This is a genomic window from Saliphagus sp. GCM10025317, assembly GCF_042663665.1.
GTDB lineage: Archaea > Halobacteriota > Halobacteria > Halobacteriales > Natrialbaceae > Natronosalvus.
In genome coordinates this window covers 486,142-508,976 of the sequence record NZ_JBHTAQ010000005.1, presented here as the reverse complement: position 1 = coordinate 508,976, position 22,835 = coordinate 486,142, and the positions used below count along the sequence as shown (strand labels likewise).

Annotated in this window: 20 protein-coding genes and 1 pseudogene; 8 read left to right on the top strand and 13 right to left on the bottom strand. The window is 66.4% G+C overall.

Annotated elements, in window-relative coordinates:
• Positions 1 to 139 precede the first annotated feature (139 nt).
• Together ACFQS4_RS04650 and ACFQS4_RS04645 are read left to right on the top strand one after the other, a co-directional pair.
• A complete protein-coding gene (locus tag ACFQS4_RS04650) occupies positions 140 to 856 on the top strand; it encodes a V-type ATP synthase subunit D (RefSeq protein WP_254159350.1) in 717 nt (238 codons plus the stop codon).
• Positions 857 to 899: 43 nt separating this feature from the next.
• Positions 900 to 1,286: a DUF6276 family protein gene (locus ACFQS4_RS04645; RefSeq protein ID WP_497902514.1), complete on the top strand. Its 387-nt coding sequence runs from the start codon at positions 900 to 902 to the stop codon at positions 1,284 to 1,286.
• A 112-nt stretch (positions 1,287 to 1,398) separates the two neighbouring features.
• On the opposite strand, the gene ACFQS4_RS04640 is transcribed toward ACFQS4_RS04645, so the two are convergent.
• Positions 1,399 to 2,181 carry a helix-turn-helix transcriptional regulator gene (locus ACFQS4_RS04640; protein ID WP_497902513.1) on the bottom strand — a complete coding sequence of 261 codons (783 nt, stop codon included), beginning with the start codon at positions 2,179 to 2,181 and terminating at the stop codon, positions 1,399 to 1,401.
• Positions 2,182 to 2,377: 196 nt separating this feature from the next.
• On the bottom strand, positions 2,378 to 3,637 hold the full coding sequence (prf1, locus tag ACFQS4_RS04635) for a peptide chain release factor aRF-1 (protein WP_497902512.1): 1,260 nt from the start codon (positions 3,635 to 3,637) through the stop codon (positions 2,378 to 2,380).
• 137 nt (positions 3,638 to 3,774) lie between these two features.
• On the opposite strand from prf1, the gene ACFQS4_RS04630 reads away from it, so the two are divergent.
• Together ACFQS4_RS04630 and ACFQS4_RS04625 are read left to right on the top strand one after the other, a co-directional pair.
• Positions 3,775 to 4,407, top strand: a complete 633-nt coding sequence (locus ACFQS4_RS04630) for a hypothetical protein (RefSeq protein ID WP_497902511.1) — start codon at positions 3,775 to 3,777, stop codon at positions 4,405 to 4,407.
• A gap of 120 nt (positions 4,408 to 4,527) precedes the next feature.
• Positions 4,528 to 5,721 (top strand): archaeosine biosynthesis radical SAM protein RaSEA, encoded by a 1,194-nt coding sequence (locus tag ACFQS4_RS04625; RefSeq protein ID WP_497902510.1) that lies wholly within the window; start codon positions 4,528 to 4,530, stop codon positions 5,719 to 5,721.
• Between the two features lie 252 nt (positions 5,722 to 5,973).
• Here ACFQS4_RS04625 and ACFQS4_RS04620 read toward each other — a convergent pair whose 3' ends face one another.
• Positions 5,974 to 9,306, bottom strand: coding sequence for a PAS domain S-box protein (locus ACFQS4_RS04620; protein ID WP_497902509.1), 3,333 nt, complete (start codon positions 9,304 to 9,306; stop codon positions 5,974 to 5,976).
• A gap of 230 nt (positions 9,307 to 9,536) precedes the next feature.
• Here ACFQS4_RS04620 and ACFQS4_RS04615 point away from each other — a divergent pair, with 230 nt between their 5' ends.
• On the top strand, positions 9,537 to 10,661 hold the full coding sequence (locus tag ACFQS4_RS04615; protein ID WP_497902508.1) for an MBL fold metallo-hydrolase: 1,125 nt from the start codon (positions 9,537 to 9,539) through the stop codon (positions 10,659 to 10,661).
• Positions 10,662 to 10,769: 108 nt separating this feature from the next.
• Here the strand turns inward: ACFQS4_RS04615 and purQ are convergent, their stop codons facing one another.
• The 5 genes from purQ to ACFQS4_RS04590 form a co-directional block, all read right to left on the bottom strand.
• On the bottom strand, positions 10,770 to 11,459 hold the full coding sequence (gene purQ / locus ACFQS4_RS04610) for a phosphoribosylformylglycinamidine synthase I (RefSeq protein ID WP_497902507.1): 690 nt from the start codon (positions 11,457 to 11,459) through the stop codon (positions 10,770 to 10,772).
• A gap of 77 nt (positions 11,460 to 11,536) precedes the next feature.
• On the bottom strand, positions 11,537 to 11,788 hold the full coding sequence (purS, locus tag ACFQS4_RS04605; RefSeq protein WP_253432447.1) for a phosphoribosylformylglycinamidine synthase subunit PurS: 252 nt from the start codon (positions 11,786 to 11,788) through the stop codon (positions 11,537 to 11,539).
• Positions 11,789 to 12,041: 253 nt separating this feature from the next.
• On the bottom strand, positions 12,042 to 12,338 hold the full coding sequence (locus ACFQS4_RS04600; RefSeq protein WP_497902506.1) for a DUF7853 family protein: 297 nt from the start codon (positions 12,336 to 12,338) through the stop codon (positions 12,042 to 12,044).
• Positions 12,339 to 12,429: 91 nt separating this feature from the next.
• Positions 12,430 to 12,996, bottom strand: coding sequence for an NUDIX hydrolase (locus ACFQS4_RS04595; protein WP_497902505.1), 567 nt, complete (start codon positions 12,994 to 12,996; stop codon positions 12,430 to 12,432).
• 134 nt (positions 12,997 to 13,130) lie between these two features.
• A complete protein-coding gene (locus ACFQS4_RS04590; RefSeq protein ID WP_497902504.1) occupies positions 13,131 to 14,114 on the bottom strand; it encodes a diacylglycerol/lipid kinase family protein in 984 nt (327 codons plus the stop codon).
• A 53-nt stretch (positions 14,115 to 14,167) separates the two neighbouring features.
• On the opposite strand from ACFQS4_RS04590, the gene ACFQS4_RS04585 reads away from it, so the two are divergent.
• Positions 14,168 to 14,869 (top strand): PHP domain-containing protein, encoded by a 702-nt coding sequence (locus tag ACFQS4_RS04585; protein WP_497902503.1) that lies wholly within the window; start codon positions 14,168 to 14,170, stop codon positions 14,867 to 14,869.
• A gap of 39 nt (positions 14,870 to 14,908) precedes the next feature.
• Here the strand turns inward: ACFQS4_RS04585 and ACFQS4_RS04580 are convergent, their stop codons facing one another.
• Positions 14,909 to 15,322: an Lrp/AsnC family transcriptional regulator gene (locus ACFQS4_RS04580; protein WP_254159320.1), complete on the bottom strand. Its 414-nt coding sequence runs from the start codon at positions 15,320 to 15,322 to the stop codon at positions 14,909 to 14,911.
• Positions 15,323 to 15,424: 102 nt separating this feature from the next.
• Between ACFQS4_RS04580 and carA the strand changes: the two genes are divergently transcribed.
• Entirely contained in the window at positions 15,425 to 16,504 is a 1,080-nt protein-coding gene (carA, locus tag ACFQS4_RS04575) for a glutamine-hydrolyzing carbamoyl-phosphate synthase small subunit (RefSeq protein WP_497902502.1), read from the top strand.
• Positions 16,505 to 16,598: 94 nt separating this feature from the next.
• Positions 16,599 to 17,230: pseudogene (locus tag ACFQS4_RS04570) on the top strand (maltose acetyltransferase domain-containing protein).
• Here ACFQS4_RS04570 and ACFQS4_RS04565 read toward each other — a convergent pair.
• From ACFQS4_RS04565 to ACFQS4_RS04550, 4 genes are read right to left on the bottom strand one after another with little or no spacing between them, the layout of a single operon-like run.
• On the bottom strand, positions 17,231 to 19,018 hold the full coding sequence (locus ACFQS4_RS04565; RefSeq protein ID WP_497902501.1) for a DUF7519 family protein: 1,788 nt from the start codon (positions 19,016 to 19,018) through the stop codon (positions 17,231 to 17,233).
• Positions 19,015 to 20,289, bottom strand: a complete 1,275-nt coding sequence (locus tag ACFQS4_RS04560; RefSeq protein ID WP_497902500.1) for a DUF58 domain-containing protein — start codon at positions 20,287 to 20,289, stop codon at positions 19,015 to 19,017. The genes ACFQS4_RS04565 and ACFQS4_RS04560 overlap by 4 nt, the downstream gene beginning before the upstream one ends.
• Positions 20,286 to 20,981, bottom strand: a complete 696-nt coding sequence (locus tag ACFQS4_RS04555; protein ID WP_497902499.1) for a DUF7269 family protein — start codon at positions 20,979 to 20,981, stop codon at positions 20,286 to 20,288. Before ACFQS4_RS04555 ends, ACFQS4_RS04560 begins: the two co-directional genes overlap by 4 nt.
• On the bottom strand, positions 20,978 to 22,786 hold the full coding sequence (locus tag ACFQS4_RS04550) for a DUF4129 domain-containing protein (RefSeq protein ID WP_497902498.1): 1,809 nt from the start codon (positions 22,784 to 22,786) through the stop codon (positions 20,978 to 20,980). The genes ACFQS4_RS04555 and ACFQS4_RS04550 overlap by 4 nt, the downstream gene beginning before the upstream one ends.
• Positions 22,787 to 22,835: the final 49 nt, after the last annotated feature.

Genomic DNA, 22,835 nt, shown 5'->3' with positions numbered 1-22,835 from the left:
AGCGGTCGCCAGGTCGCCAGCGGTCACCACAGCCACCGGCACCCGTCGAGTACGATCGCACAGACACATGCAGCGACCGTCTGGCTGTTGGCTGCAACTGTAAACAGTTATCCGACTGCGCGCGCAACCCACCCACAAGATGGCCAAGGACGTCAAACCCACCCGGAAAGAGTTGATGCAGATTGAGGATCGCATCGACCTCTCCGAGCGCGGGCACGGGACGCTCGAGAAGAAACGCGACGGGCTGATCATGGAGTTCATGGACATCCTGGACCAGGCCCAGGACGTCCGCGGCGAGCTCTCGGAGGACTACGAGCGCGCCCAGAAGACGATCAACATGGCGCGTGCGATGGAAGGCGACGTCGCCGTTCGCGGCGCGGCCGCCGCCCTGCAGGAACACCCCGAGATCACGACCGAGTCGAAGAACATCATGGGCGTCGTCGTCCCCCAGATCGAGTCCTCGAAGGTCACGAAGAGCCTCGACCAGCGTGGCTACGGAATCATGGGCACCTCCGCGCGCATCGACGAGGCCGCCGAAGCCTACGAGGACCTCCTCCAGAGCATCATCCTCGCCGCCGAGGTCGAGACGGCGATGAAGAAGATGCTGCGGGAGATCGAGACCACCAAACGGCGCGTCAACGCTCTCGAGTTCAAACTCCTGCCCGACCTCTACGAGAACAAGGAGTACATCGAGCAGAAACTCGAGGAGCAAGAACGCGAGGAGATTTTCCGGCTCAAGAAGATCAAGGAGAAGAAGGAAGCCGAGGAGGACGAAGAGAAGGAACTCGCCCGCACCCAACGCGACGCCGAGGAGCGCGAACCCGCGACTGCGAGCGGCGTTCCCGGCACCAACTGAATCCCAGTACCGTCCCGAAGACCGTCGATACGCATTTATCTCGATGAACTGCTCCTGTGACGTCGACCCAATCGCCTTCGTGGTTTCGCCCTCGCTTCGAGCGTACGCTCCCGAGGAAGCCGACGCGGCGGCAATCTGCCCGCACTGCCTTCGCGTCGAGCCCGCCAGTTCTGGGGCGGGCGATCCCGACTTCTCGCACGTGAGTACGTCGTTTCCGTCAGGCAACGCGGGAATCGCACTGGCGCTCGCGATCGGACTCTGTGACTCGCTGGCGACGAATCGCACGAAACTCGAGGGCGCCCTTGAGACGGTCGAGCGCCACGGGGCCGACCCGCTACTCGCCATCGATCGGGTGCTCGCGGAGCCGTCGGTCGAGCCAGCGGTCGACCTCGAGCGCCGGCGTCATCAGCTCGAACAGCTGCTGTACTGATCGAGCGATCGGCGTTACGAGCCACCGGGCTCAGGGGCCAAAAGGGCTCGAGGCTACAGTGGCTACAGGGCTACTCGAGCGACGTCACTTGGTTCTGGAACTCGTGCACAGTCTACTCCGGCGGCTGTAGCACCGTCGCCGCAGAGCGAACCTGTCGAAACACATCGCGCCCCCACTCGTAGGCCGCCCGCGAGTCATTCTCGATGACCCCCTGGACGTCACCCTCGTTCGTGAGAGTGACGAACGTGTACGTCTTCGTCGGCGTCTCGAGTACCGCCAGTCCGTACGGGATCTCCTCGGTCGTCGCCGCTTCGAACGCATCCACCTCGAGGAAGCGTTCGAGGGCATCAGTGGAGGTCTCGAGGAGAAACGACAGGAGGTCGTCCGTCAGAACGACCTCGACCGAGAGGTCGCCGTCGGTCGTTTGCTCGCTGAGGATGCGACGAAACTGCGGCGTGCGTTCGGTGGCGCCGAGTGCCCAAACGTGGTCGGCGTCTCGCATGCAGTCGGCGATCCGTTCGACCGGCGCGTTCGGCGCGTACGAACTGGGTTCGTGGATCGTCGCCCCATCCAGAACCGCCATCGACAGCGGCGCGTCGGGCGGGGCGAACTGCAGGACGTGACTGGCCGCCGTGATGGATTCGAGGGCTCGCTGGCTCCGACAGTACTCCTCGAGGGCGAGTCGACCCGCAGTGGTCAGCCGTACCGACCCGTCGCGACGCTCGAGGAAGTGGCAGGTCTCGAGTTCGCGAATGGCGCGGTCGAGCGTCGACGACGAGCAGTCGACGGCGTCGAGGAGGTCGCCTTTCGCCCGCGGCCCCGTCTCGAGTGCTGCCAGCAGTGGGTGACGGCGGGACACCACCTCGAGCTGGTCGGCGGGCGACGGTTCGGTCATCGTTCGTCATCGACTCCTCTACTCGCGGTAAAAAGTCTCTCGGTCGTTCACGACTTGCGGTTCACGACTCGTGACTCGAAACTCGTGATTCGTCGTTCCAACTGGACAACGGGTCGAGAGAGCTACCGCCACTCGAGGAGTCGACAGGAAGGTCGGATCGCTGTAGCCGCCTGGATGCCCAAGCTGCTTGGGCCGCCTAGATGCCCGTATCGTACCGGAGGATGCCCGCAATGCCACCGAAGGCGTTGTAGAGTTGTTCGCCCTTCTCGAAGTCACTCGAGATGAACTTGGTCTCGGTGCCACGCTGTTCGGCGATGGTGATGAGGTGCTCGATGGCGTCCTCGCGGTCCTCGTCCGTGGCCTCGATCGCGGTGCCACACTCGCTGCACTCGTGGGATGGCGTGGCCTTCCGCCGATCGATCAGGTCGTAGTCGGTGTTGCCACAGGCCTCGCAGTCGAAGGTGACGACGTCTTTTCGGAGGTCCTCGCTGATCAGGAGGGTCTCGACCGACCCCATCACGAGGTTGCGTCGGGTCTGGTCGAACCCGTAGGTGGCGAGTTCCCCACTGTGGAGTTCCTTGAAGAAGCGTTCCATGTGCTTCTTGTCCTTCATCACCTCGGCGTCGGCCAGGGCGTCGGAGGCGTTGTCGACCAGGTCCTTCAGGCCGGACTCGTCGGTGTAGGAGACGTCGAACTTTCCGAGTACCGTATCCTGAATCTCGTGGTGGAGGTAGTCGCCGTCGAGGAACTCGTCTTTCGTCGGGGAGGGACCGCCGACCAGGACACCGTCGAGTTCGTGACGCTTGGGGACGAACAGGTCGTTGGCCATCCCCGCGACTTCCTGGTAGAAGTTGTCGATGGCCTCGAGGCGCAGGCGGGCGAATCGCTGGGCGGACTGGCCACCTTTCCGTTGCTTACCGGGGACGAGCGAGGAGGCGGACTTGACGGGTTCGATGCGTTTGCCCTTGAGCCAGCCGACGTTGGCCTCCCGGCGGTCGAGGACGATCAGCCCGTAGAGGCCGTGGTCCTCGAGCATGTACTCAAGCGGGTCTGTCAGGAAGTTCGAGTCGCAGTGATAGCGGAAGGACTCGACGGGATCCGGTGGGCTCTCGAGGACGCGCGTGATCATCTCGGTCTGGCCACCGCCGGAGTCGACGGCACCCGAGAACAGCACCATGCCGTTCTCTGGCGGGTACGTGTCGTAGTAGCGGAGTCGGTCCTTGATGCTCTTGAGGGCGTCCTGGACGTTCGTCCGCGTCTGCTTGGACTTGATGTTCGCCGCCTCGCTGTGCTCCTGGGTGACGTGGGCGACGACGTCGCTGACCTGGCGGTCCTCGGGGACGTAGATCGTCACGAGCTGGGTGCCCGACCCCTCGTAGTTGTCGAGGTCCTCGATGACCTTCCGGAACTCGTACTTCTTCCGGTCGGAACTGGCCTGCTCTCCCTCCTGACTCATTGTCTCTCTAGAACGGAGCCGCAGGTAAGTACCCTTTGACACGTCGTGGGACGCGGTGTCACCGGCTATCGGCGCTGCTACCAGAAGCAAGCGGCGCCACCCGAAGGATTACGTTCAGGCGTATTGTCACTACAGGCATGCACCGCCGTGCCCTCCTCGCTGGGTCCGCCGCCCTCCTCGTCGGAACTGCTGGCTGTCTTGGCGAGATTGGATCGACACCGAGCGCTCGAACAAAGAACACCGAGCGCGAACTCGCGCTAGTCGAGCAGGATTCGATCCCCGACAAGTACGGGTTCTCGATGGAGGCGACGCTGCTCGAGGAGACAGTAACGGAAGATCGACCGGCACGGCTCGAGGTGCGGACGACGAACGAGGGCGACGAACAGGCGCTCTCCGTGGGTGAAGCCGGGTGTAGTCTGTTCAACCGGTCGCGAGGCGGAAGCGACGACCCCGAGGGACTGTGGCTCTACAGGCACACCGACCACCTCGAGCGTGTCGACGGCAAGTGGGTCGAGGACCGCGATGCAGACGAAGGGCGAACGTTCACCACTCAGGGCTGTCCGCCTCGAGCGTACGACCCCGGCGAGTCGGTCGTCACCGAGTACGAAGTGTGGCACGACTTCCAGGTCGAGGGCTACTTCGACCCGGGAACCTACCGCTGGAACCAGCGCGTTTCGGGCTGGGACGAACCGGACGCGAGATGGGACGCGGACGAAGCCGTCTCGCTCAAGTGGGGGTTCGCGCTCCGAGTTTCGAATCCGGATTCGTGACGACAGCCGCACGAAGCGACGAACGTCTCCACCCACGAGCGAACGGAGTGAGCGAACGGCCTCTTTAACTACTGTGTACGTCCCGAAGCCGCTTTACCCCTCGAGACGCTTTCCTCGATAATGAGCCAGCCGACGCCCGAGGTCTACGAGCAGGGCAAGGGCATGGACGCCCACAACCAGGTGATGCGCGAGGTTCGCTCGCGCAAAGAGAAGAGCTACGACCCCCACGAACCGACGCGGGTCTGGCTCGACGAGGACAACACGCCCGGTGGCGTCAGGGAGAGCCTGACAATCATCCTCAACACCGGCGGCTGTCGCTGGGCGCGGGCGGGCGGCTGTACGATGTGTGGCTACGTCGCCGAGAGTGTCGACGGCGGGACGGTTCCCCACGAGGCGCTGATGGACCAGATCCAGGTCTGCCTCGACCACGAGGCTGACAATGCCGACGAACCCGCGCCGCTGATCAAGATCTACACCTCCGGGTCGTTCCTCGACGAGCGCGAGGTGGGCGCCGAGTCCCGCAAGGCAATCGCCGAGACCTTCGGCGACCGCGAGCGGATCGTCCTCGAGTCCCTGCCCGACTTCGTCGACCGCGAGAAGATCGGCGACTTCACGCAGTACGGCCTCCAGACCGACGTGGCGATCGGCCTCGAGACGGCGACCGATCGGGTTCGCCGCGATTGCGTGAACAAGTACTTCGACTTCGAGGCGTTCGAGGCGGCCTGTGCGGAGGCGGTCGCAGCGGACGAGGCTGGTGGGGCCGAAACCGACGCCGGTGGAGACGACGAATCTGGCGCTGCAGGCAGCGAAATCGGTAGCGGAAGCGAAGCTGACAGCACAGGCAAAACCGGCAGCACAGGCGGCGCCGGCATCAAAGCCTACCTCCTCATGAAACCTCCCTTCCTCACCGAATCGGAGGCCCTCGAGGACATGGTCACCTCCGTCGAACGCTGCCTGGCCGTCGACGGCTGTCACACCGTCTCGATGAACCCCTGCAACGTCCAGCGCTACACCATGGTCGACGACCTCTACTTCCGGGACGGCTACCGCCCGCCGTGGCTCTGGTCGGTCGCCGCCGTCCTCGAGCGGACCGCCGACGTGGCGGGCATCGTCGTCTCCGACCCCGTCGGCCACGGCACCGACCGCGGCGCACACAACTGCGGGGAGTGTGACGACCTCGTCCAGAAGGCGATCAAGGACTTCGACCTGCGCCAGGATCCGTCGGTCTTCGAGCAAGTTTCGTGTGAGTGTGAGGCGACCTGGGAGGCCGTCCTCGACCTCGAGACGGGGTTCAACCAGCCGCTCACGCGGTAGCGGGGTAGCAGAGCGACACCGTCAGATCAGCGGGTAGAACAGACCCCGACTCGAGTCCCAGTAGACGGTGTCGCCCTCGACGGGAACTAAGTTCTCGAACGCGACCAGCGACTCTAACTGTACCCCCGACATGGTCAGGTGGAACGGCTTGCCACAGAGTCGGGGTTCGACGTTGAGCGGCCCCGGTCGCCAGATGAAGCCAGCCTCGGGAATGTAGGGACTCCCGCGAATCGCCGTCGTGGCCCGCTCGAATCAGTCGCTCGCCGCCGTCCCGTCCATCGTCGCAGAGCGCGTCGGCACGTCAGCCGTCGGGATCTGCATCCTGACGACGGTGCCTCGTGGATCGTTCTCCTGGAAGGTCAACTGCCCGCCCGACTGGGTGATCACCCAGTTGACGAGCCACAGTCCGAGCCCGCTGGCGTGACGGAGCTGAGTGATCTCTTCGTCTTCCTGCAAGAGCGCACGCTCTTCCCCGGGGATACCGGGGCCGTCGTCGGCGACCGTGAGCGTGAGCGTGTCGTTGTCGTCCACCTCGAGACCGACCTCAATCGTCGGTTCCGCCCGGTCGCTGTGTTCGATGGCGTTCTCGAGGACGTGATAGATCGCGTCGGCGAGGAGTTCGTCGGCGCGAGCGTGTGCCCGATCGGGGAGCGTACAGCCGACGTCCACGGCCGGGTACTCCGCGTCGATTCGGACGAGGGCGGATTCGACGCAATCGACGACGTCGACGGGGCCGGTCGCCGCGCCGTCGCGGTCCAGCGTTCGTTCGACCGCTCGCGTCTTCTCGGCGAGACTGATGAGTTCGCCAGCCCGTTCCTGAATCGCTTCGGCAAAGTCCCGGTCGGCCTCGTTCTCGACGGCTTCCGCGAGCATCTCCGCACAGCCGTTGATGATGTTCATGCCGTTTCGCAGGTCGTGTCGGAGGACGCGGTTCAGGATCTCGACGCGTTTTTGGTGCTGTTTCTGGGCCGTGATGTCGGTGTAGAGGCCGAACGCGCGGTCGTTCGAACCGTTCGTGTCCATCGGGACGACCCGCATCATGAAGTCGCGGAGCCCGTCGCTCGTCCGACGCTTGACCTCCGCCTCGACAGCTTCTCCCTTCGTCCCACGCTCGTTGATCTCCTGGGCGTGCCCGAAGCGATCGGGAGGCACGATGAATGAATCGAGCGGTTCCTCGAGCAGTTCGGACTCCTCGTACCCGAAGATTCGCTCGAACGCCGGGTTCACCTGCTCGACGATCGGACCCTCGGGGACGCGCTTCGTGCTGACGATCGCGTCAGGGACGTTCTCGAAGAGCGCGGCGAAGCGGTCGCGTTCCGCTTTGAGTCGGGTTTCGAACGCGAGGCGATCGAGCGTGTCAGAGACGTGCGAGAGCAACAACTCGGTCAGTTCCTGATCAGCCCGATCGAACGCACCCACGTCCGTCGAGACCGCCTGGAAGATGGCGCGGTCGCCGATCGGCGCGCTCAGCACCGATCGGTAGGAGTCGCGTTCGGGCGTCGCTGCCTCGTCGACTCTGAGGTCGTCGAGCCGGTACGTCCGGTCGTTTCGATAGGTCTTCCCGGCGATGCCCTGATCAATCGGCGCGCGACTCGAGAACCCGTCCTCGTGGATCGTCGAGGAGACGGCGACAGTCTCGAGGTACTCGCCGTCGACGCGGTCGACGACGCAGACGTCGAACTCGAGGACGTCCTCGGCGGTTTCGACGGTGAGGTCGTAGACGTCCTGGGCCGTCTCACACGAGTCGAGGCGGGAGGCGATCTCGTGGAGTTTCGCCATCTTCTCCCGATGATCGACGAGCTCTCGTTCCATCTGTTTTCGATCGGTGACGTCCCGAAGGATGCCGACGCTGCCGGAGAGGTCGCCCTCGCCCTCGAGGAGGGTGGTGTTGACCTCACAGGGGACGAGGTCGCCGTCCGCGGTGACGATGTCAACGTCGTAGGTCGCGACTTCATCTCCGTCGCCGTCGCCGTCTCCGTCGCTAGCAGCGAGCCGTTCGACCTCACGGACCCCGCGCTCGAAGCTCTCCTCGGTGAGTACCTCGGAGGCGTGGAGTCCGACGAGGGTGTCCCGATCGTAGCCGGTGATCTCGACCATCGTGTCGTTGACCGTGACGAGCGTTCCCCGGGTGTCGACGGCGTACAGGCTATCGCCGACAGCCTCGACAACCGTCTTCGCTCGTTCGAGTTCGCGTTCGCGGGCGGCCTGGTCGAAGGCGGCTTCGGCCGTCGCCGCGAGAATTTGTATCAAAGTGAGGTCGGTCTCCTCGATCGTTGCGGGGCCGGACGCGGCGACGGTCAGCAGGCCGTGCTCGCCAAGCGGGTAGATGACGGCGTTACCGACCTCGTCGGTGAGGTCGTAGGGGACCATCTCCGCGGAGGCGTCCTCGATGACGACCGGCGATCCCGAAGCGTACGTCGACCACAGCGGGTCGTCGCCGGGACCGACCGGCGTAAACTGCACCGTTTGCTCCTCGAGTCGATCGCTCACTGCGACCAGGTCGAGTCGGTTCGCGTCCTCGTCGTAGACCCGGATACCGGCGAGGGCGTCGTCGATAATCTCGTCCGTCGCGTCGATGACGAGCGCGCCGATTTCGGCCTTCGAACTCGTCTGCATCAGCTCCTGGGTCGTCTCCTGGAGGGTCTCGAGCGCGAGGGACCGCCGGAACTCCGACGTCATGTCGCGGATGAACGAGAGGGCTCCCCTGATGGTACCGTCAGCGTCGACGAGGGGCGTCGTGGACCACTCGCACCGAAACGACGTCCCGTCTTTGGCGACGTTTCGCGAGATGCCATGGTTCGTACTCGGCTCGCCCTCGAGCCAGGTCGCCCACCAGTCGGTGATCGCGTCGCGTCTCTCCTGGGGGACGACGAGGTCGGTCGCGTGACGGCCGAGCGCTTCCGCCGCGGTGTAGCCGAACAGGTCGGCCGCGGCGTCGTTCCAGTGGCGGACCTCGAATTCGGGGGTCCACTTGATGATCGCGAACGGCGACTGTTCGACGATGAGCTGGACGTGGTCGGTCGACGACTCGAGGAACGGTTCGTTGCGCTCGTCGTGCGTTTTTGCGAGCGAGGACGAGTCGCTGGAGTCAGGGTGGGGGTCGAGTTCGGAGTCTGAGTTGGAGTTGGAGTTGGAGTCAGGGTCAGGTTGTGAGTCTGAGTTTGGGTCGGAGGTAGGGCCGGATTCGGAGCCGTGACCGAGGTCGGCGCCAGCACCGGTTTCCGTCTCGACGATCGCCTCGAGCACACGGGTCACGAGCGTCTCGACGCCCTGTGACTTCGGAACGTAGCCGGTGACGCCGGCGGCGAGCGCCTCGCCCGCGATGGCTTCGGTACCAGCGTCGGTGTAGAGCACGACCGGAACGTCCGGCGCCCGCCGACGAATGGCCCGGTAGAGGTCGAGACCGGTTCTGGCGGCGGAGCCGAGGTCGTACTCCGTAATGACGCAATCGGCGGACTCGAGTCGATCGAGACACGCCTCGTCGCTCTCGACGCACTCGAGGTCGAGACCGACTGCTCGAACGGCGGAGGCGACGCGATCGGTGCAGTCGGGATCGACGTAGATGACGCGGGTTCGTGTGTCCATGACTCGAGTTCCAGAACGGGTGCTGTCGTTCAGTTGCAATCTACAAGGAACGGCCCCGTCTTTAGTGTTCGAGTCGACTCAGGAATTGAGTCCACTTTAACCTATGGGAAATTAATGGTAGTGAGGGCTCGCAAAGCGTTTCCCCGGATACCCTGACGAGAACCCTCGAGTGATTGCCGCGACGGCCTGCAACACATTTATAATCGCCTGCGCAGTTAGTATTGTATAAGATGAGCAATACTGATATCGACGCGTCCGAGGTCGCCCGCCGCATCGCCGACGACGATGCCGAGAGCCTGTTCATCCTCGACGTCCGCAACGAGGACGACTACGAGGAGTGGCAGATTCCGACCAGCACGAACGTCCCGGTCTACGACGAACTGCTCGAGTACGACTACTCTGGGCTCGAAGATCACCTCGAGGACCTCCCCGAGGACGAGGAGATCGCCGTCGTCTGCGTCGCGGGCGTCACGTCCGCTCGCGCCGCCGAGTTCCTCCGCGACCACGGGTTCGACGCGAAGTCGATCCCCGACGGGATGAACGACTGGGGTCGCGTCCACCGGGAGTACGAAATCTCCGATGCCGAAGGCGTCGTACAGATCGTCCGACCCGGAACTGGCTGTGTCTCCTACCTCGTCCACGACGGCGAGGAAGCCGTCGTCGTCGATCCGACCCAGTACGTCGACCGGTACCTGGGCCTCGCCGACGACCGTGACCTCGAAATCGTCGGCGTCGTCGACACGCACGCCCACGCCGACCACGTCTCCGGAGCGCGTCGACTGGCCGGCGAACTCGACGTCCCGTACCACCTCAACGCGGCGGACGCGGGCGAACTCGAGACGATCACGGCCCTCGCAGACGGCGACACGATTTCGGTCGGTGGCCGGGACCTCGAAACGATGCACACGCCCGGCCACACGCCCGGAAGCGTCTCGTTCCGTTTCGGCAACACACTCCTCTCCGGGGACACACTGTTCCTCCGGAGCGTCGGCCGTCCCGACCTCGAGGACGGGTCCGAGGACGCCATCCGTGAGGCGTCCGGCCAGTTGTTCGACAGCCTCGACGGACTCCTCGACCACCCCGACGAGACCGTCGTCCTCCCCGGGCACTTCAGCGACGAGGACGTGCGCCCGCTCGCGACCGAACTCGGCGACCTCCGAGCGGAGACGACGAACGAACTCCTGGGATACGTCGAAGACGGTGACGAAGAGGCGTTCGTCGAAACCATCGTCGAGAGTCTCTCCGACGAACCCGCGAATTACAACGAGATCAAGCAGATCAACTGGGGCAAAGAACAGCCAGGTGGCGACGTCGAAACCCTCGAACTCGGACCCAACAACTGCGCCGCCAACTGAGCCGTCGTCGTTCGAATGGAGTCCGCTCGAGCACAATATGCTCGAGTGCAGTCAGTTCGAGTAGAGTTTCTCGAGTAGAGTCCGCTCGAGGCCGACCCCCGTCGTCGATTATCGCTCGACCGCCCGTTCGAACCCGCGCAGAATCTCCTGTCCGTCCGTCCCGCCGACGTCAGGAAGCGTCGCCCGTTCGGGGTGGGGCATCAGTACCGCCACCGTCTCGCTCTCGCCCAGAACGCCCGCGACACTGTGTTTCGAGCCGTTCGGATTGGCGTCGTCGGTGAGGTTTCCCTCGGCGTCACAGTACCGAAAGAGGACGCCGTCCTCGGTCTCGAGGCGGGTGAGTCGGTCCTCCTCGATCTCGAAGCGGCCCTCGCCGTGGGCGATCGGGATCTCGATCACGTCGCCCTCTTCGAAGGCGGCCGTCCAGGGCGTGTCGGTTCGCTCGATGCGCAGGAAGACGTGTTCACACTGGAAGCGGGCGCTCTCGTTCGTCGTGAACGCCCCCTCGGTCAGGCCGGACTCGCAGCCGACCTGGGCGCCGTTACAGATCCCAAGGACGGGAATGCCCTCGGCGGCGGCCTCGCGCACCTCCTCGAGGATCGGGGATCGGGCGGCCATCGCGCCCGCGCGAAGGTAGTCGCCGTAGGAGAAGCCGCCGGGGAGGACGACGCCCGTCGTGTCCGCGGGGAGGCCGTCCTCGTGCCAGACGATTTCGGCGGCGATGTCCAGGTGCTCGAGGGCGGCTTCGGCGTCGCGGTCGCAGTTCGAGCCGCCGAAGCGGACGACGGCGACCGTCACTGTCGGTACCCCCTGGTGTGGCGAGTCCCGGTCGGCGTTGGCATGGGAACCGGCATCGACGCACGTGCAACCGTCATCTATCGCTCGTCGACCGCCACGTCGTAGTCGTGGATGGTCGGATTCGCGAGCAGTCGTTCGGCCATCTCGTCGGCTCGATCGGCCGCCTCGTCGGCCGACGCCGCCTCGAGGTCGATCTCGAAACGGTCGGCCGAGCGAAGCGCCTCGAGTGAGAACCCCAGTCGCTCGAGGGCACGGCGGGTGGTCTCGGCCTCGGGGTCGAGGACGCCGCGCTTGAGTCGGACGGTCACCGTGGCGGTGTAGGCGGTCATCGTCTGAACCCCCGCATCCGTGCTCAAAAACGCTTTCGGGTTCGCCTCGACATACACGTTCGTGGATAGCCTCGACTGCCGCTCGAGATTCCGAAAATTCCCGACAGCGGCCAGGCGTTCAGCGACCGAAGGGAGCGCCAGGGGGTTCGGTCCGTGTCGGCGTGACGGCCGGCCCTCTCGCATTCGATGACGGATCTCGACGAATTCCGACGTGAAATCGAGAAGACGGCGTTCGTGAGGACGAAAACGGACGTTAGACCAGCGCGGCCTCGAGTTCGACGAGCGCGCCGTCGACGGCCTCCTGGTCTGCATCCGGAATCGAAACGCAGTCACCCCGGAGGAGCGAGATGAGTTTCTGGCCCTGTCTGACCGTAATTGTGTCGTCGTCGGCCTCGATGCTCTCGACGACCTGCACGAGCCACGCCGGGACGGTTCGCTCGTCCTCGAGGTACGTGTCGGCACGCTGGACGAGGGCGTGGTGAACGACCCAGCGCTCTTCGCGCGAGAGGTCGACAGTGCGGCTATCGGCTTCCTGTGGAGGTGTACTCATCGTGTCACGGGTCGGCTCTACCGACCACTGTCCGACAGTAAGGACCGTCCACTAATAAGCCTTGTCGCTTGTTAACATGCCCGGGAATCGTTCACCGGGTGTCCCGCCGCATCGCAATCTCGAACCAGGGACAGAGGCGAAGTTGTCGGTACCACTCGGGATGGGTCGAGAGTCGTTCGTAGGGCACCCACATGAGCCCCGCGACCTCCTCCTCGTCCGGATCGAGCGTCGTGTCGTGGAGCGTCACCTCGAGGACGGCACAGACCTCGTGCTCGACGCCCGCGTTCTCGAAGTACCGCTTGTACTCGAAGCGGTCGGTGAGGCGGACGTCCTCGTACTGATCCGGTGTGATGCCGAGTTCCTCCTCGAGACGCTGGCGCGTCGCGTCCTCCTGGCTCTGATCTTCGACGGGGTGGGAGGCGACCGTCCCGTCCCAGTAGGTCCCCCAGAGGCGCTTTCCGGGGGCCCGCTGGGCGAGCAGGATGTTGTCGTCCTGGTCGAACACGAGCGACGTAAAGGCCCGGTGGCGCGTCCCCTCGCCGGTGTGAGCCTCGAGGCGGTTGACCAGGCCGAGTTCGGTGTCGTCGGCATCGACCGCGATCACGTTCTGGGCGGCGTTCTTGTGTGGCAGTTCTTCGGAATCCGTCGAATCGTTCATACGACAACTGAACGGGGCGTCCGTAAAACCAGTATCGGCTTTCGAGAGGGGATCCCTCGAGATTTGAGGAGAGGAGACCCTTGAGATCGGGGAGGAGCCCCTCGAGGTTCGAAAGTAGGCCCTCGAGGCCGACCCTACAAGCCCGCACCCTCGGCGTCCGGGTTCGACGCGTAGTCGTCCCCCACGACGACCGAAATCGCTCCCGGGAGGGTCTCGAGATCGAGCTCCTCGGCCGCGAGTACCTCGCCGTCGAGGCTGTAGGTGATCGGCTCGTCGTGGAGGCTCTCGATCGTTACCCGCGGCACGCGGTGTCGGGCGATCCCGTCTGCATCCAGGTCGAAGAGGTGATCGAGCGCCGTTGCGCCGACCATCGACGGCATCGACGCGTTCTCGACGAGGGTCACCTCGAGCAACCCGTCTTCCGCGTGGGCCTGCGCCTGGCGCCGGCCGAACCGGCGACAGTTCCCGATGAACGCGAGCGCGACGTCCCCCTCCCAGACGACGGACGTCGCGACGTCGGCGTTCTCGAGGGTGACCCGCAACGGCGCCCCGTCGTAGTTCGTCGCCGTCTCGATCGTCTTGAGCACGTACGCGAGCACGCCGAACCGCCGTTTGCTCTCGGAGTCGGTCTCGAGGCTGGCCTCCGCGGTCAGCCCGCCGATACAGGAGTTGAGAAACGCGCGGTCGTTGGCTCGTCCGAGGTCGAGGCGCCTTCGTCGGCCTGATTCCGCCAGCGAGAACGCCTCGCCGATGCTCTCGATGCCGAGGTTCGACGCGGCGTTGTTCCCCGTCCCGGCGGGGACGATCAGCAGCGCCGGCCACTCCTCGACTCCGGAGTCGATGAACCCGTCGACGACCTCGTTCACCGTCCCGTCGCCCCCGGCCGCCGCGACGAGTTCCGTCCCACTTTCCGCCGCTTCGCGAGCGTATTCGCGGGCGTCGCCTTCGGCTTCGGTTACGCGCAATTCCCACCCGCCGTCTGCCGCGAGGCCGTGAACCTGCTCGAGGTGGTCCTCGCTCCCGCTCACCGGGTTGCAGATCACAACTCTGTCGGTCGGTTCGGCGGCCCCGGAACCGTCTGCTCGGACCGATCCAGGAGGGACCCTCGGGACGTGCATGCCAACACCAACTGTCCCCAAAACAAAAACCCTCCCCCATCGTTGTCCAGGGTATGTTCGCCGTCGATTTACACGCACATACCCGGTTCTTTCACGGCCATCGGGGACTCGGGGATCGGTACGATCCAATCGGCGTCTCGCTCCTCGCTCGCACCGCCCGCTGGCGCGGGCTCGACGGCGTTGCGACAACCAACCACGACTACTACACCCCATTCGAGCGCGAGGCCGCGACGGTCGTCCCCGGTATCGAGGTCACGACGACCCGGGGGCACGTCCTCGTCGTCGGTCCGGATCCACCACGGGAAACGGTCCCGCTCGAGTACACCCCCGCGGAGGTGGTCGACATGGCCCACGACCGGGGCTGTGCGGCCATCGTCGCCCACCCGTTTCGAAACAGCACGGTGACCGACGTCCAGGACCTCCCGTTCGACGCCATCGAGATCAACGGCAAACACCCGCGGACGCAGCCGCTGGTCGAGCGACTTGCGGCCGAACACGACGTCCCCCTGGTCGCCGGGAGCGACGCCCACTACCCGGTCGAGGTCGGCCGGGCGTACACGCGAATCGACGCCGACGAACTGACGCCCGAGTCGGTCGTCGAGGCGATCCGGGACGGTCGGGTCGAGGCGGTCGTCGATCGGCGGCCAGTCGACCGATTCATTCGCCGCTGGTACCGAGCGATTCACAGCCGAAAACACCCGAACGACCTGCTCTCGAAGCCGACGCCCGGCGTCGGTGAACCACCGCAGAGTTAGTCTGGTTTCTCGAGAATCAGTCCAATTTCTCCTCGAGGATTAGCCCAACTTCTCCTCGAGAATCAGCCGCGTCTTCGTACTCACGACCTCCTCCTGCTCGCGCGCCTGCGTGATGAGTTCGTTGACGCTGCGTGTGTCGGCGGCGTCGACGACGAGTACGACGTCCTGTTCGCCCGAGACCTGCCAGACGAAGTCGACTTCCGCCCACTCGGCCATGCGCTCGGCGATGCTCGCGGTGTCGACGTCGACGGCGACGCTGATCTCGATCATCGCCTTCACGTTCCCCGTGCGCGTGGTCACGGTGAATCGCTCGATCACGCCGTCGGCGTTCATGCGCTCGACGCGGTTTCTGACCGTCCCCTCGCTCGTTCCAACCTCTTCAGCGATCTCCGTGTACGGCGTGCGGGCGTCTCGCCGGAGAATGTTCAGGATGTGTCGGTCGAGGTCGTCCATTGAGATTTGACTGTTCGGACGGCACCTACTTGTCGATTACGAATTTCGTAACAATACTTCGAAGGCAACACTTATGGTGGGCCGTACAATACGTATCTCGTAATGAACCCGGCCTACGTTGCGCTGGAGAGCGGTCACGTACTCGAGGGACGTGCTCGTGCTCCGGGTACCGCACGCGGGGAACTGGTTTTCACAACAGCATACACCGGCTACGAGGAGAGTCTCACCGACCCCTCCTACGAGGAGCAGATCCTCACTTTCTCGTACCCGCTGATCGGTAACTACGGCGTCCACGAGGACCGCTTCGAGTCCGATCGAATCCACCCGCGAGCCGTCCTGGCCCGCGAGCTCACCGACGACGTCGCCGACTGGCTCGCGTCCGAGGGCGTGCCGGCCGTCGACCACCTCGACACCCGCGACGTCGTGACCGACGTCCGCGAGGGCGGGGCCATGAAGTGTGGTATCGCCGTCGGCGAAGACGTCACCCCCGACGACGCCCGCGCGGAACTCGAGCAGTGCGAGGCGATGAGCGACCACACCGAGATCGGCGCACAGGTCAGCGTCGACGAACCCGTGATCCGTGGCGCCGCCAACGACGGCCCGACCGTCGCGCTCGTCGACTGCGGCGCGAAGGGATCGATCGTCGACTCGCTACTCGAGCGCGACGCCACGGTTCACATCCTCCCCCACGACGCGAGCACCGCCGACGTCGAGGCCGTCGACCCGGACGTCCTGTTCGTCTCGAACGGCCCCGGCGACCCGGTCAACTTCGAGGCCGCGATCGACCTCGTTCAGGAATTCGTCGAGGACACCCCCGTGGCCGGCATCTGCCTCGGTCAGCAGATTGTCGCCGAGGCCCTGGGCGGGACCACCGAGAAGATGACCTTCGGTCACCGCGGGGTCAACCAGCCCGTCCTCGACCTCGAGTCCGGGCGCGTCGTCATGACCACCCAGAACCACGGCTACACCGTCGCCGAACCCGGCGACCACCTCGAGGTCACCCAGCTCAACGTCAACGACGACACGCCCGAGGGCCTCGACGGGATCGAGTACGACGTGCTCACTCGCCAGTACCACCCCGAAGCGAACCCCGGTCCCGAGGACACCCTCGACTTCTTCGACGACGTCCTCGCGATGGCGACCCCTCGATGCTCCCCTCGTGCGATCCCGGCTGACGACTGAGCGACCTCGTCAGCCGTAGGTCGGTTCGCCCTCCACCGATCCGATCACGAAAACCGTTTTCTACCCGCGTTCGAATCGACGTCCACACACCCGTATGGGAACTGAAAAACAGAAGATGGTAGCCGGGGAGCTGTACGACCCCGCCGATCCCGAACTCGTGGCCGACCGCGAGCGGGCTCGAGCGCTCACGCGGCGGTACAATCGGATGAGCGAGAGCGACGGCGACGACGATAGTGACGGCGACGACGATAGTGACGGCGACGACGATAGTGACGGCGACAGATACTCGAGGACCTCCTCGGATCGATCGGCGACGAGTGCCAGATTGAGCCACCCTTTCGCTGCGATTACGGGTACAACGTCCACGTCGACGAGGGCTTCTTCGCGAATTATGACTGCGTCGTCCTGGACATCTGTCCCGTGGAGTTCGGCCGGAACTGCCTGCTCGGGCCCGGCGTCCACGTCTACACGGCGACGCACCCGCTCGAGGCCGCCGCACGACGCGAGGGCCTCGAGTACGGAAAGCCGGTCACGATTGGCGACGACGTCTGGATCGGCGGCCGAGCGGTGCTCACCCCCGGCGTGACGGTCGGCGACGGCGCCGTCGTCGCGGCCGGCGCGGTCGTGGTCGACGACGTGCCGGCGGGCGTCGTGGTCGGCGGGAATCCCGCGCGAGTAATCGGTGAGGTGCCGTCGGCAGAGGGTGCGGGAACGAAAGAAACGTAATCACTTGCGAAGGACCCAGGCGACCAGCACGACCGCCAGCAGCGCCGCCCCCAGCGCCGCCGCCGCGAGCCGTCGATCGACGACGAGGACGTCGCTCGCCGCCCAGCGGTAGAGGCCGACGGTCCCGAGTGCGACCGCGGCGCCGGTCGCGACCGCGCCGAGCGCGTGGACGAGTTCGGCCCGCATCGTCGCCGCGTCTCGCCCGAGTTCGGCGCGGAGTCCGTCCGCGTACTCGCCGACGTCCCAGACGACGAACGCGCCGGCGGCCGTCCAGATCGCCGCCTCCGGCCGGCCGATGACCGCGGGCGAGCCAGCGAGGCCGAGGATCGCCGTCGCCGCCAGCGCCGAACCGATCGCCCGCGGCGGCAGGAGCCGAATCGCTCGAAGCAACGAGACCGTCCCGAACAGCGACGAGAGCATCCCCAGCGCGACGAGCAAGACGGCGACGACGAGCGCGATCGGCGGGAACTCGAGCAACAGATCCGCGACCACCTGCGGTTTGATCTGGCGAACCAGGGCCTCGAGCGACGCCTCGACGTCGGGCGTGGCGAGCACCGACGCCAGCGCGAGCGTCAGCACGACCCCGCCGACCATCGGGGCCGCCAATCGAGCGAGCACCGCGGCTAGCCCTCGCCGTAGCGCCCGTCGAGTCCACTCGAGGGCAGCCACAAACGCAGCGACGGCAAAGACGACGAGCAAGAGGGTTCGAAGCTCCCGCGCGACGACGACCGTGGCCAGCGCTTCGCCGGCCGGTGCCGGCACGGTCGCCGCGATTTCTCGGGGCGAGAGCGGAACGTCCGAGAACTGCTCGAGCAGCGCCGGAAGCATCACGACCCCGGAAAGGCCGACCAGCGCCACACGGATGGCGATCGAGTTGCCGTGGCGAACGGCACCGACGGCCCGCGAGACGGTTTCGCGCCGATCGGGCGGGACGAGGCGTTCGACCGGGACGTAGCCGACCGTCACGAAGACGGCCCCGGCCGTCACCAGGACGAGCCCGAAGAACGAGACGGTCGCCAGAGTCTGGCCTGGCTCGAGGAGGACGCCACTGGCGGCCCCCGTCACCTCGGTGACCGCCGGCCCCGCGCGCTCCCTGACGCCGGCCTCGGGGAGCACGCGAACGACGACCACGACCACGACCCCGAGTGCGGCGAGCGTCGTGGCCCTGGCGGCCGCACGGACCCCGCCGTCGCCCAGTCGGTCCCACGACGCCAGCGTCCCAGCGAGGGCGGCGACGACGAGCGACCAGACGGTCACCGCCGTAAACGGGCCGAAACCGGCGACGCCGACGGCGAACGCCCAGGCGAGGGTTACGGGAACGGCCACCAGGACGGCCGCAGGGACGGCGAGTGCCCCGCCGACGGCGCGGCGCACCGGGCGGTCGCTCCCGAGCAGGGTGGCGACCAGTGCCGCGCCGACGCCGCCGACCGTCGCGACGGCGGCGAGTCGGGTGCCGATCAGGGACCCGCCGACCGCGAGACAGATTGCGAGCGTGAGCACGAGGGTCGCGACGTCGCTCGTCGTCGGCTGTGACAGGGCGCCTCGAACGGCCGCGAGTACGGCACTCGTTCCACGTTTTCCGACCGAGCTCGCCGCGTTTCGGGCCGACTCGAGGCGCGAGTGGTTTCGCGTCCCGTGATCGCCGCCCGAGACAACGGTCGGACTCGAGCGCGGACCCGGGCTGCCGACTCGAGTCGACGCACCTGATTCGGTTCCGCCGTCCGACCGAAACGGCGTCGACTGCTGGTCGCGTCCGTCCGTTCCCGGTTCCGGGTCGGACGCCGTCATCGGGCACCCCCCATCGCACGGATCGCGCGAGCCAGTTCGACCGACAGCGGATCGGCCAGGTCCCAGTCGACGACGACCGAGCCGAGTCCCCTGAGGGCATCGATGCGATTCCGTCGTTCGATGCCGGCAATTGCCGTTCCCGGCGACAGGTCGCCGCCGGACACGCTGGTCGTCATGTCCGGGCTCACGACGGTCACCGTCCGCCCACGGAGGCGAAGCTGTTCGACCAGGCCGATCGCCGCGTCGTCCGTGAGCGGGCTACAGAGGACGACCTGTGCGTTCCGGGGGAGGCGCGTATCGAGATCGGTCGCGAGCGTCCCGCCGTCGGCGGCGAGGCCGGTGAGGGCGCTGTCGCCGGCCGATTCGCCGACCGCGTCGTCCACACGCTGTCGAACGTCGTCGCCTCCGCCGGGGTCGATCCACACGTCGTCCTCGAGCGTCGCGAACCCGGTTCGGTTGCCGTCCTCGAGGGAGGCGAGCACGCCGCGAGAGGCGGCGTACAGCGTCAGGTCGTGCGAGTCGGGGCCGCCGGAGCGCGACTCGCGGTGGACGCCGGCGCGGTCGTCGACGAGGAAGACCATCGTAACGGCTCGCTCCTCGCGGTGTTCGATCGTCGCGAGGTCGCCCGTCCGGGCGAGGCGGTGCCAGTCGATCCGGTTGATCGGATCGCCGTGACGGTACTCGCGGGCGGCGTAGAACTCGATCCCGCTCCCGCCCTCGTCGGTCGGCGTCCGCCCGACGAAGCGGATCGTCCGGTCGCGAACGGCGAACGAGTCCAGGAGCGTTTCACAGGTCAGCGAGCCGTCGCCTCCAGCGTCGGGCTCGAGCGTCTCGAGCGCGCTCGCGGCCAGGTTCCGGACGCGAACGCGGGGCGTGCCGAACGCGTACTGGCCTCGAGGCGGCAGCACCTCGTACTCGTGGCTGACGGTTTCGCCGGGCCGAATTGCGGTCGCGAACGCGCTCGAGCCAGCGACCACCGGCACGTCCTCGGGGACGGCGTCGACCACCCGGACATCGGGGAGCACCCGGTCGCCCTCGTTGGTCACCGAGAGGGTGACGGAAACCGGCTGACCGGGTCGCGGTCGATCGTCGTCGAGAGTTCGCTCGACGGCGAGGTCGGTCGACGGCGCACCACTCGAGACGCCGACCAGGACGTATCCCAGCGGAACGACGGCCACCACGAAGAGCGCGGGCGCGCCCAGCACCACGGCGAGGAGGCAGATGGCGAGGGCGACGACGACCGCACCCTGCCAGCGGGGGACGCGACTCATCGCAATCCTTCGCGTCGTTTGCCTTCGATCCCCGCTCTCACAGGGCGCTCCCGAATCGCCTCGACCGCCTCGATCGCGTGCTCGAGCCCGCGCGTGAACGGATCGGCCGTACTGCAGAGGTCGATCAGCCAGAGCGACAGCGGCGTCGATGGACCGTCCTCGTCGGCGAGGAAGGCGGCCGCTCGCCGGTCGTCGGTCCAGGTGCCCGCTCGGATCGCCGCCAGGGCGTCCGCCCGGTCTAGCCCGGTGTGAGTCGCGTAGGTGTCCGCGGCGAGCGAGCGAAGCGCCTCGACGAGTTCCGTCCGGGCCTGGTCGCGAACCGGGCGAGGCTCGTCGTCGTACGCCGTCGCGCGGTCGATCCAGTCGTCGTAGACCGCACCAGCGAGTCGAGACGAGGTATCGGTCAGCGAGCGTGAGCTGGCGAACGGCTCGGTCGAACCCGCATCGAGTGGCCGCGGCGCGTCGACCCGGAACCGACCCGCGGCCGCGATCGTCGGGGCGACAATCAGGAGGACGAGTGCGAACACCAGCACCAGATGAGTCGGGTTCAGCATCGAGAGCGCCGCCTCGAGTTCGGGAACCGGCTCGAGCACCGTCGACGGACGGTACAGCAGGCCCGCACCGAGTGCGAGCAGGCCGGTCGCGAGGGCGGTTCCGGCGAGCAGGCCGAGCGTCGACGGACGACGGCTCACGGGTTACCCGTCGAGTTCTCGTTCGGGTTTTCGTTCGCGTCGTCCACCGATTCGTCGTCCGCCGCCACCGACGACCGAATCGTCGCTCGAGCGGCCGTCGTTCGCTCGAGTCGCCCTTCTGGGTCCCGGCCGCCGTACTCGACGTCGCGGAAGGCGTCCGTGATCGTCTCGACCGGTTCAGCGGGCGCGCCCCGGGCCTTCGCCCCTTCGGCGACGTCCGTGGGGGTCGCGACCCGCAGTCGGGACACGGTCGAGACCGAGGCCACGTCCGCGAACGCCTCGCGAATGCGCACACGAGCGGTCGCTCGGGCGTCTGGCGTGGCGGTCCCAGCGTCGGTCCCGGTTGCCTCACTGCCAACGAACGGGAGCGACGCTCGCACGGAGCGAGCTTTCGTCCCCACCCCGGCGAGGATCCCGGCAGCTGCTCCGAGGAGGAGTCCCGGTAACTCGGCGATCGATCGAAGGCCGCACAGCGCCTCGTAGGCCCGCTCGAGCGCCCGCGAGCAGGCGACGACGATGCCCATCGCGAGCGCCAGGAGGCGGCCAGGGAGCGATCGAAGCGTCGCGATTGGGTCGTCCGTTCGCAGGAAGACGTAGCCGACGACGACCGCCAGCGCGACGGTCAGGAGCGTCAGTATCGGTCGCTCGCCGGCCGGTCCCAGCGAGTCCTCGAACGAGTCGGTCACGCTGTTCGTGTCTTCCTTGGCGCTATCCGATTCTTCATCTTCGGCGCCATTTGTCTCGTCATTCGAAGCGTCCGAAGCGTCGGTAGCGCCGGTGGCCTCGCTCGCGCTCGAGTCTTCGGTTCCGCCCGACGTCTCGGGGTCCGACTCGCCGCTGCCCTGATTCGCGTCCAGGTCGTCGGTCGGAGCATCGCCTTCGGCGTCGTCGGGGGCAGCGCCCTCGTCCCACGTCCCGTCCTCGGCGTTCGAGTCGAACCCGTCGCTCGAGTCTGGTTCGTCGCCCGTACTCGAGCCGTCGGTCGCCGAGTCGTCGCCCCACGTGGACTCGCCATCGAGGCTTCCACCGTCGCGACGTTCGCCATCGATACCCCCATCAGAACCGTCTACCGTCGTCTCGCCGCCGACCCCATCGTCCTCGAGCGAAATCGACCGGGCGCGCTGGTCGGTCACGAGGTCGCCGTAGCCGCCCTCGAGTCCGTTTGCCGAGGTCGGCACGTCGAGTAGTCCGCCGGACGTCGTCGGCTCGTCAACTGTCCCAGCGGCGTCTTCGGGAGTGGTTCCCTCGAAGGTCTGGGGATCGTCGAACGCGTTCGACTCGAGGTCCCCGGGGTCGTACGCACCGGGCTCGGAACCGGCGGCACCGGCGGCGAAATCGCCCGGTGACCCACCGATAGCGGCGTAGATACCCGCGAGTCCGAACAACGCGTCGCTCACGACGGGATTCGTCAGGAGGTCGTGCTGACCCTCCATTGCCGAGAGGGCTGCTGCTTGCACGAGTTGGTTGTCGAAGCCGCCAGCACCAGCACCTGAACCTGCACCAGCACCTGAACCTGCACCAGTAGAACCACCCATTCCGGGGCCGTCGCTGTCCCCACCGGCTGTTTCGAGTTCGCCAGCCCGCTCGGCCAGGTCACCGTCGCCCTCCGCGGTCGCCTCGAGCATCGCCTCCTGGATCGCCCGGTCGCGCTCTGCGCTCGTCTCACCGTCGCCGAGCGCGGTCGTCACCGGAGAATCCGCGGCGAGCATCGGCATCGCGCTCGCGGCCAGGAGGATTCCGCCAATGGCACAGCCGACAGCGAGAACGGCGAGGAGGCGAGACGTTCCGTCCGATCCGATCGTCATTCACGTATGACATACCAGCAGGTCTACTTACGTCTTATTGCAGTTTGCA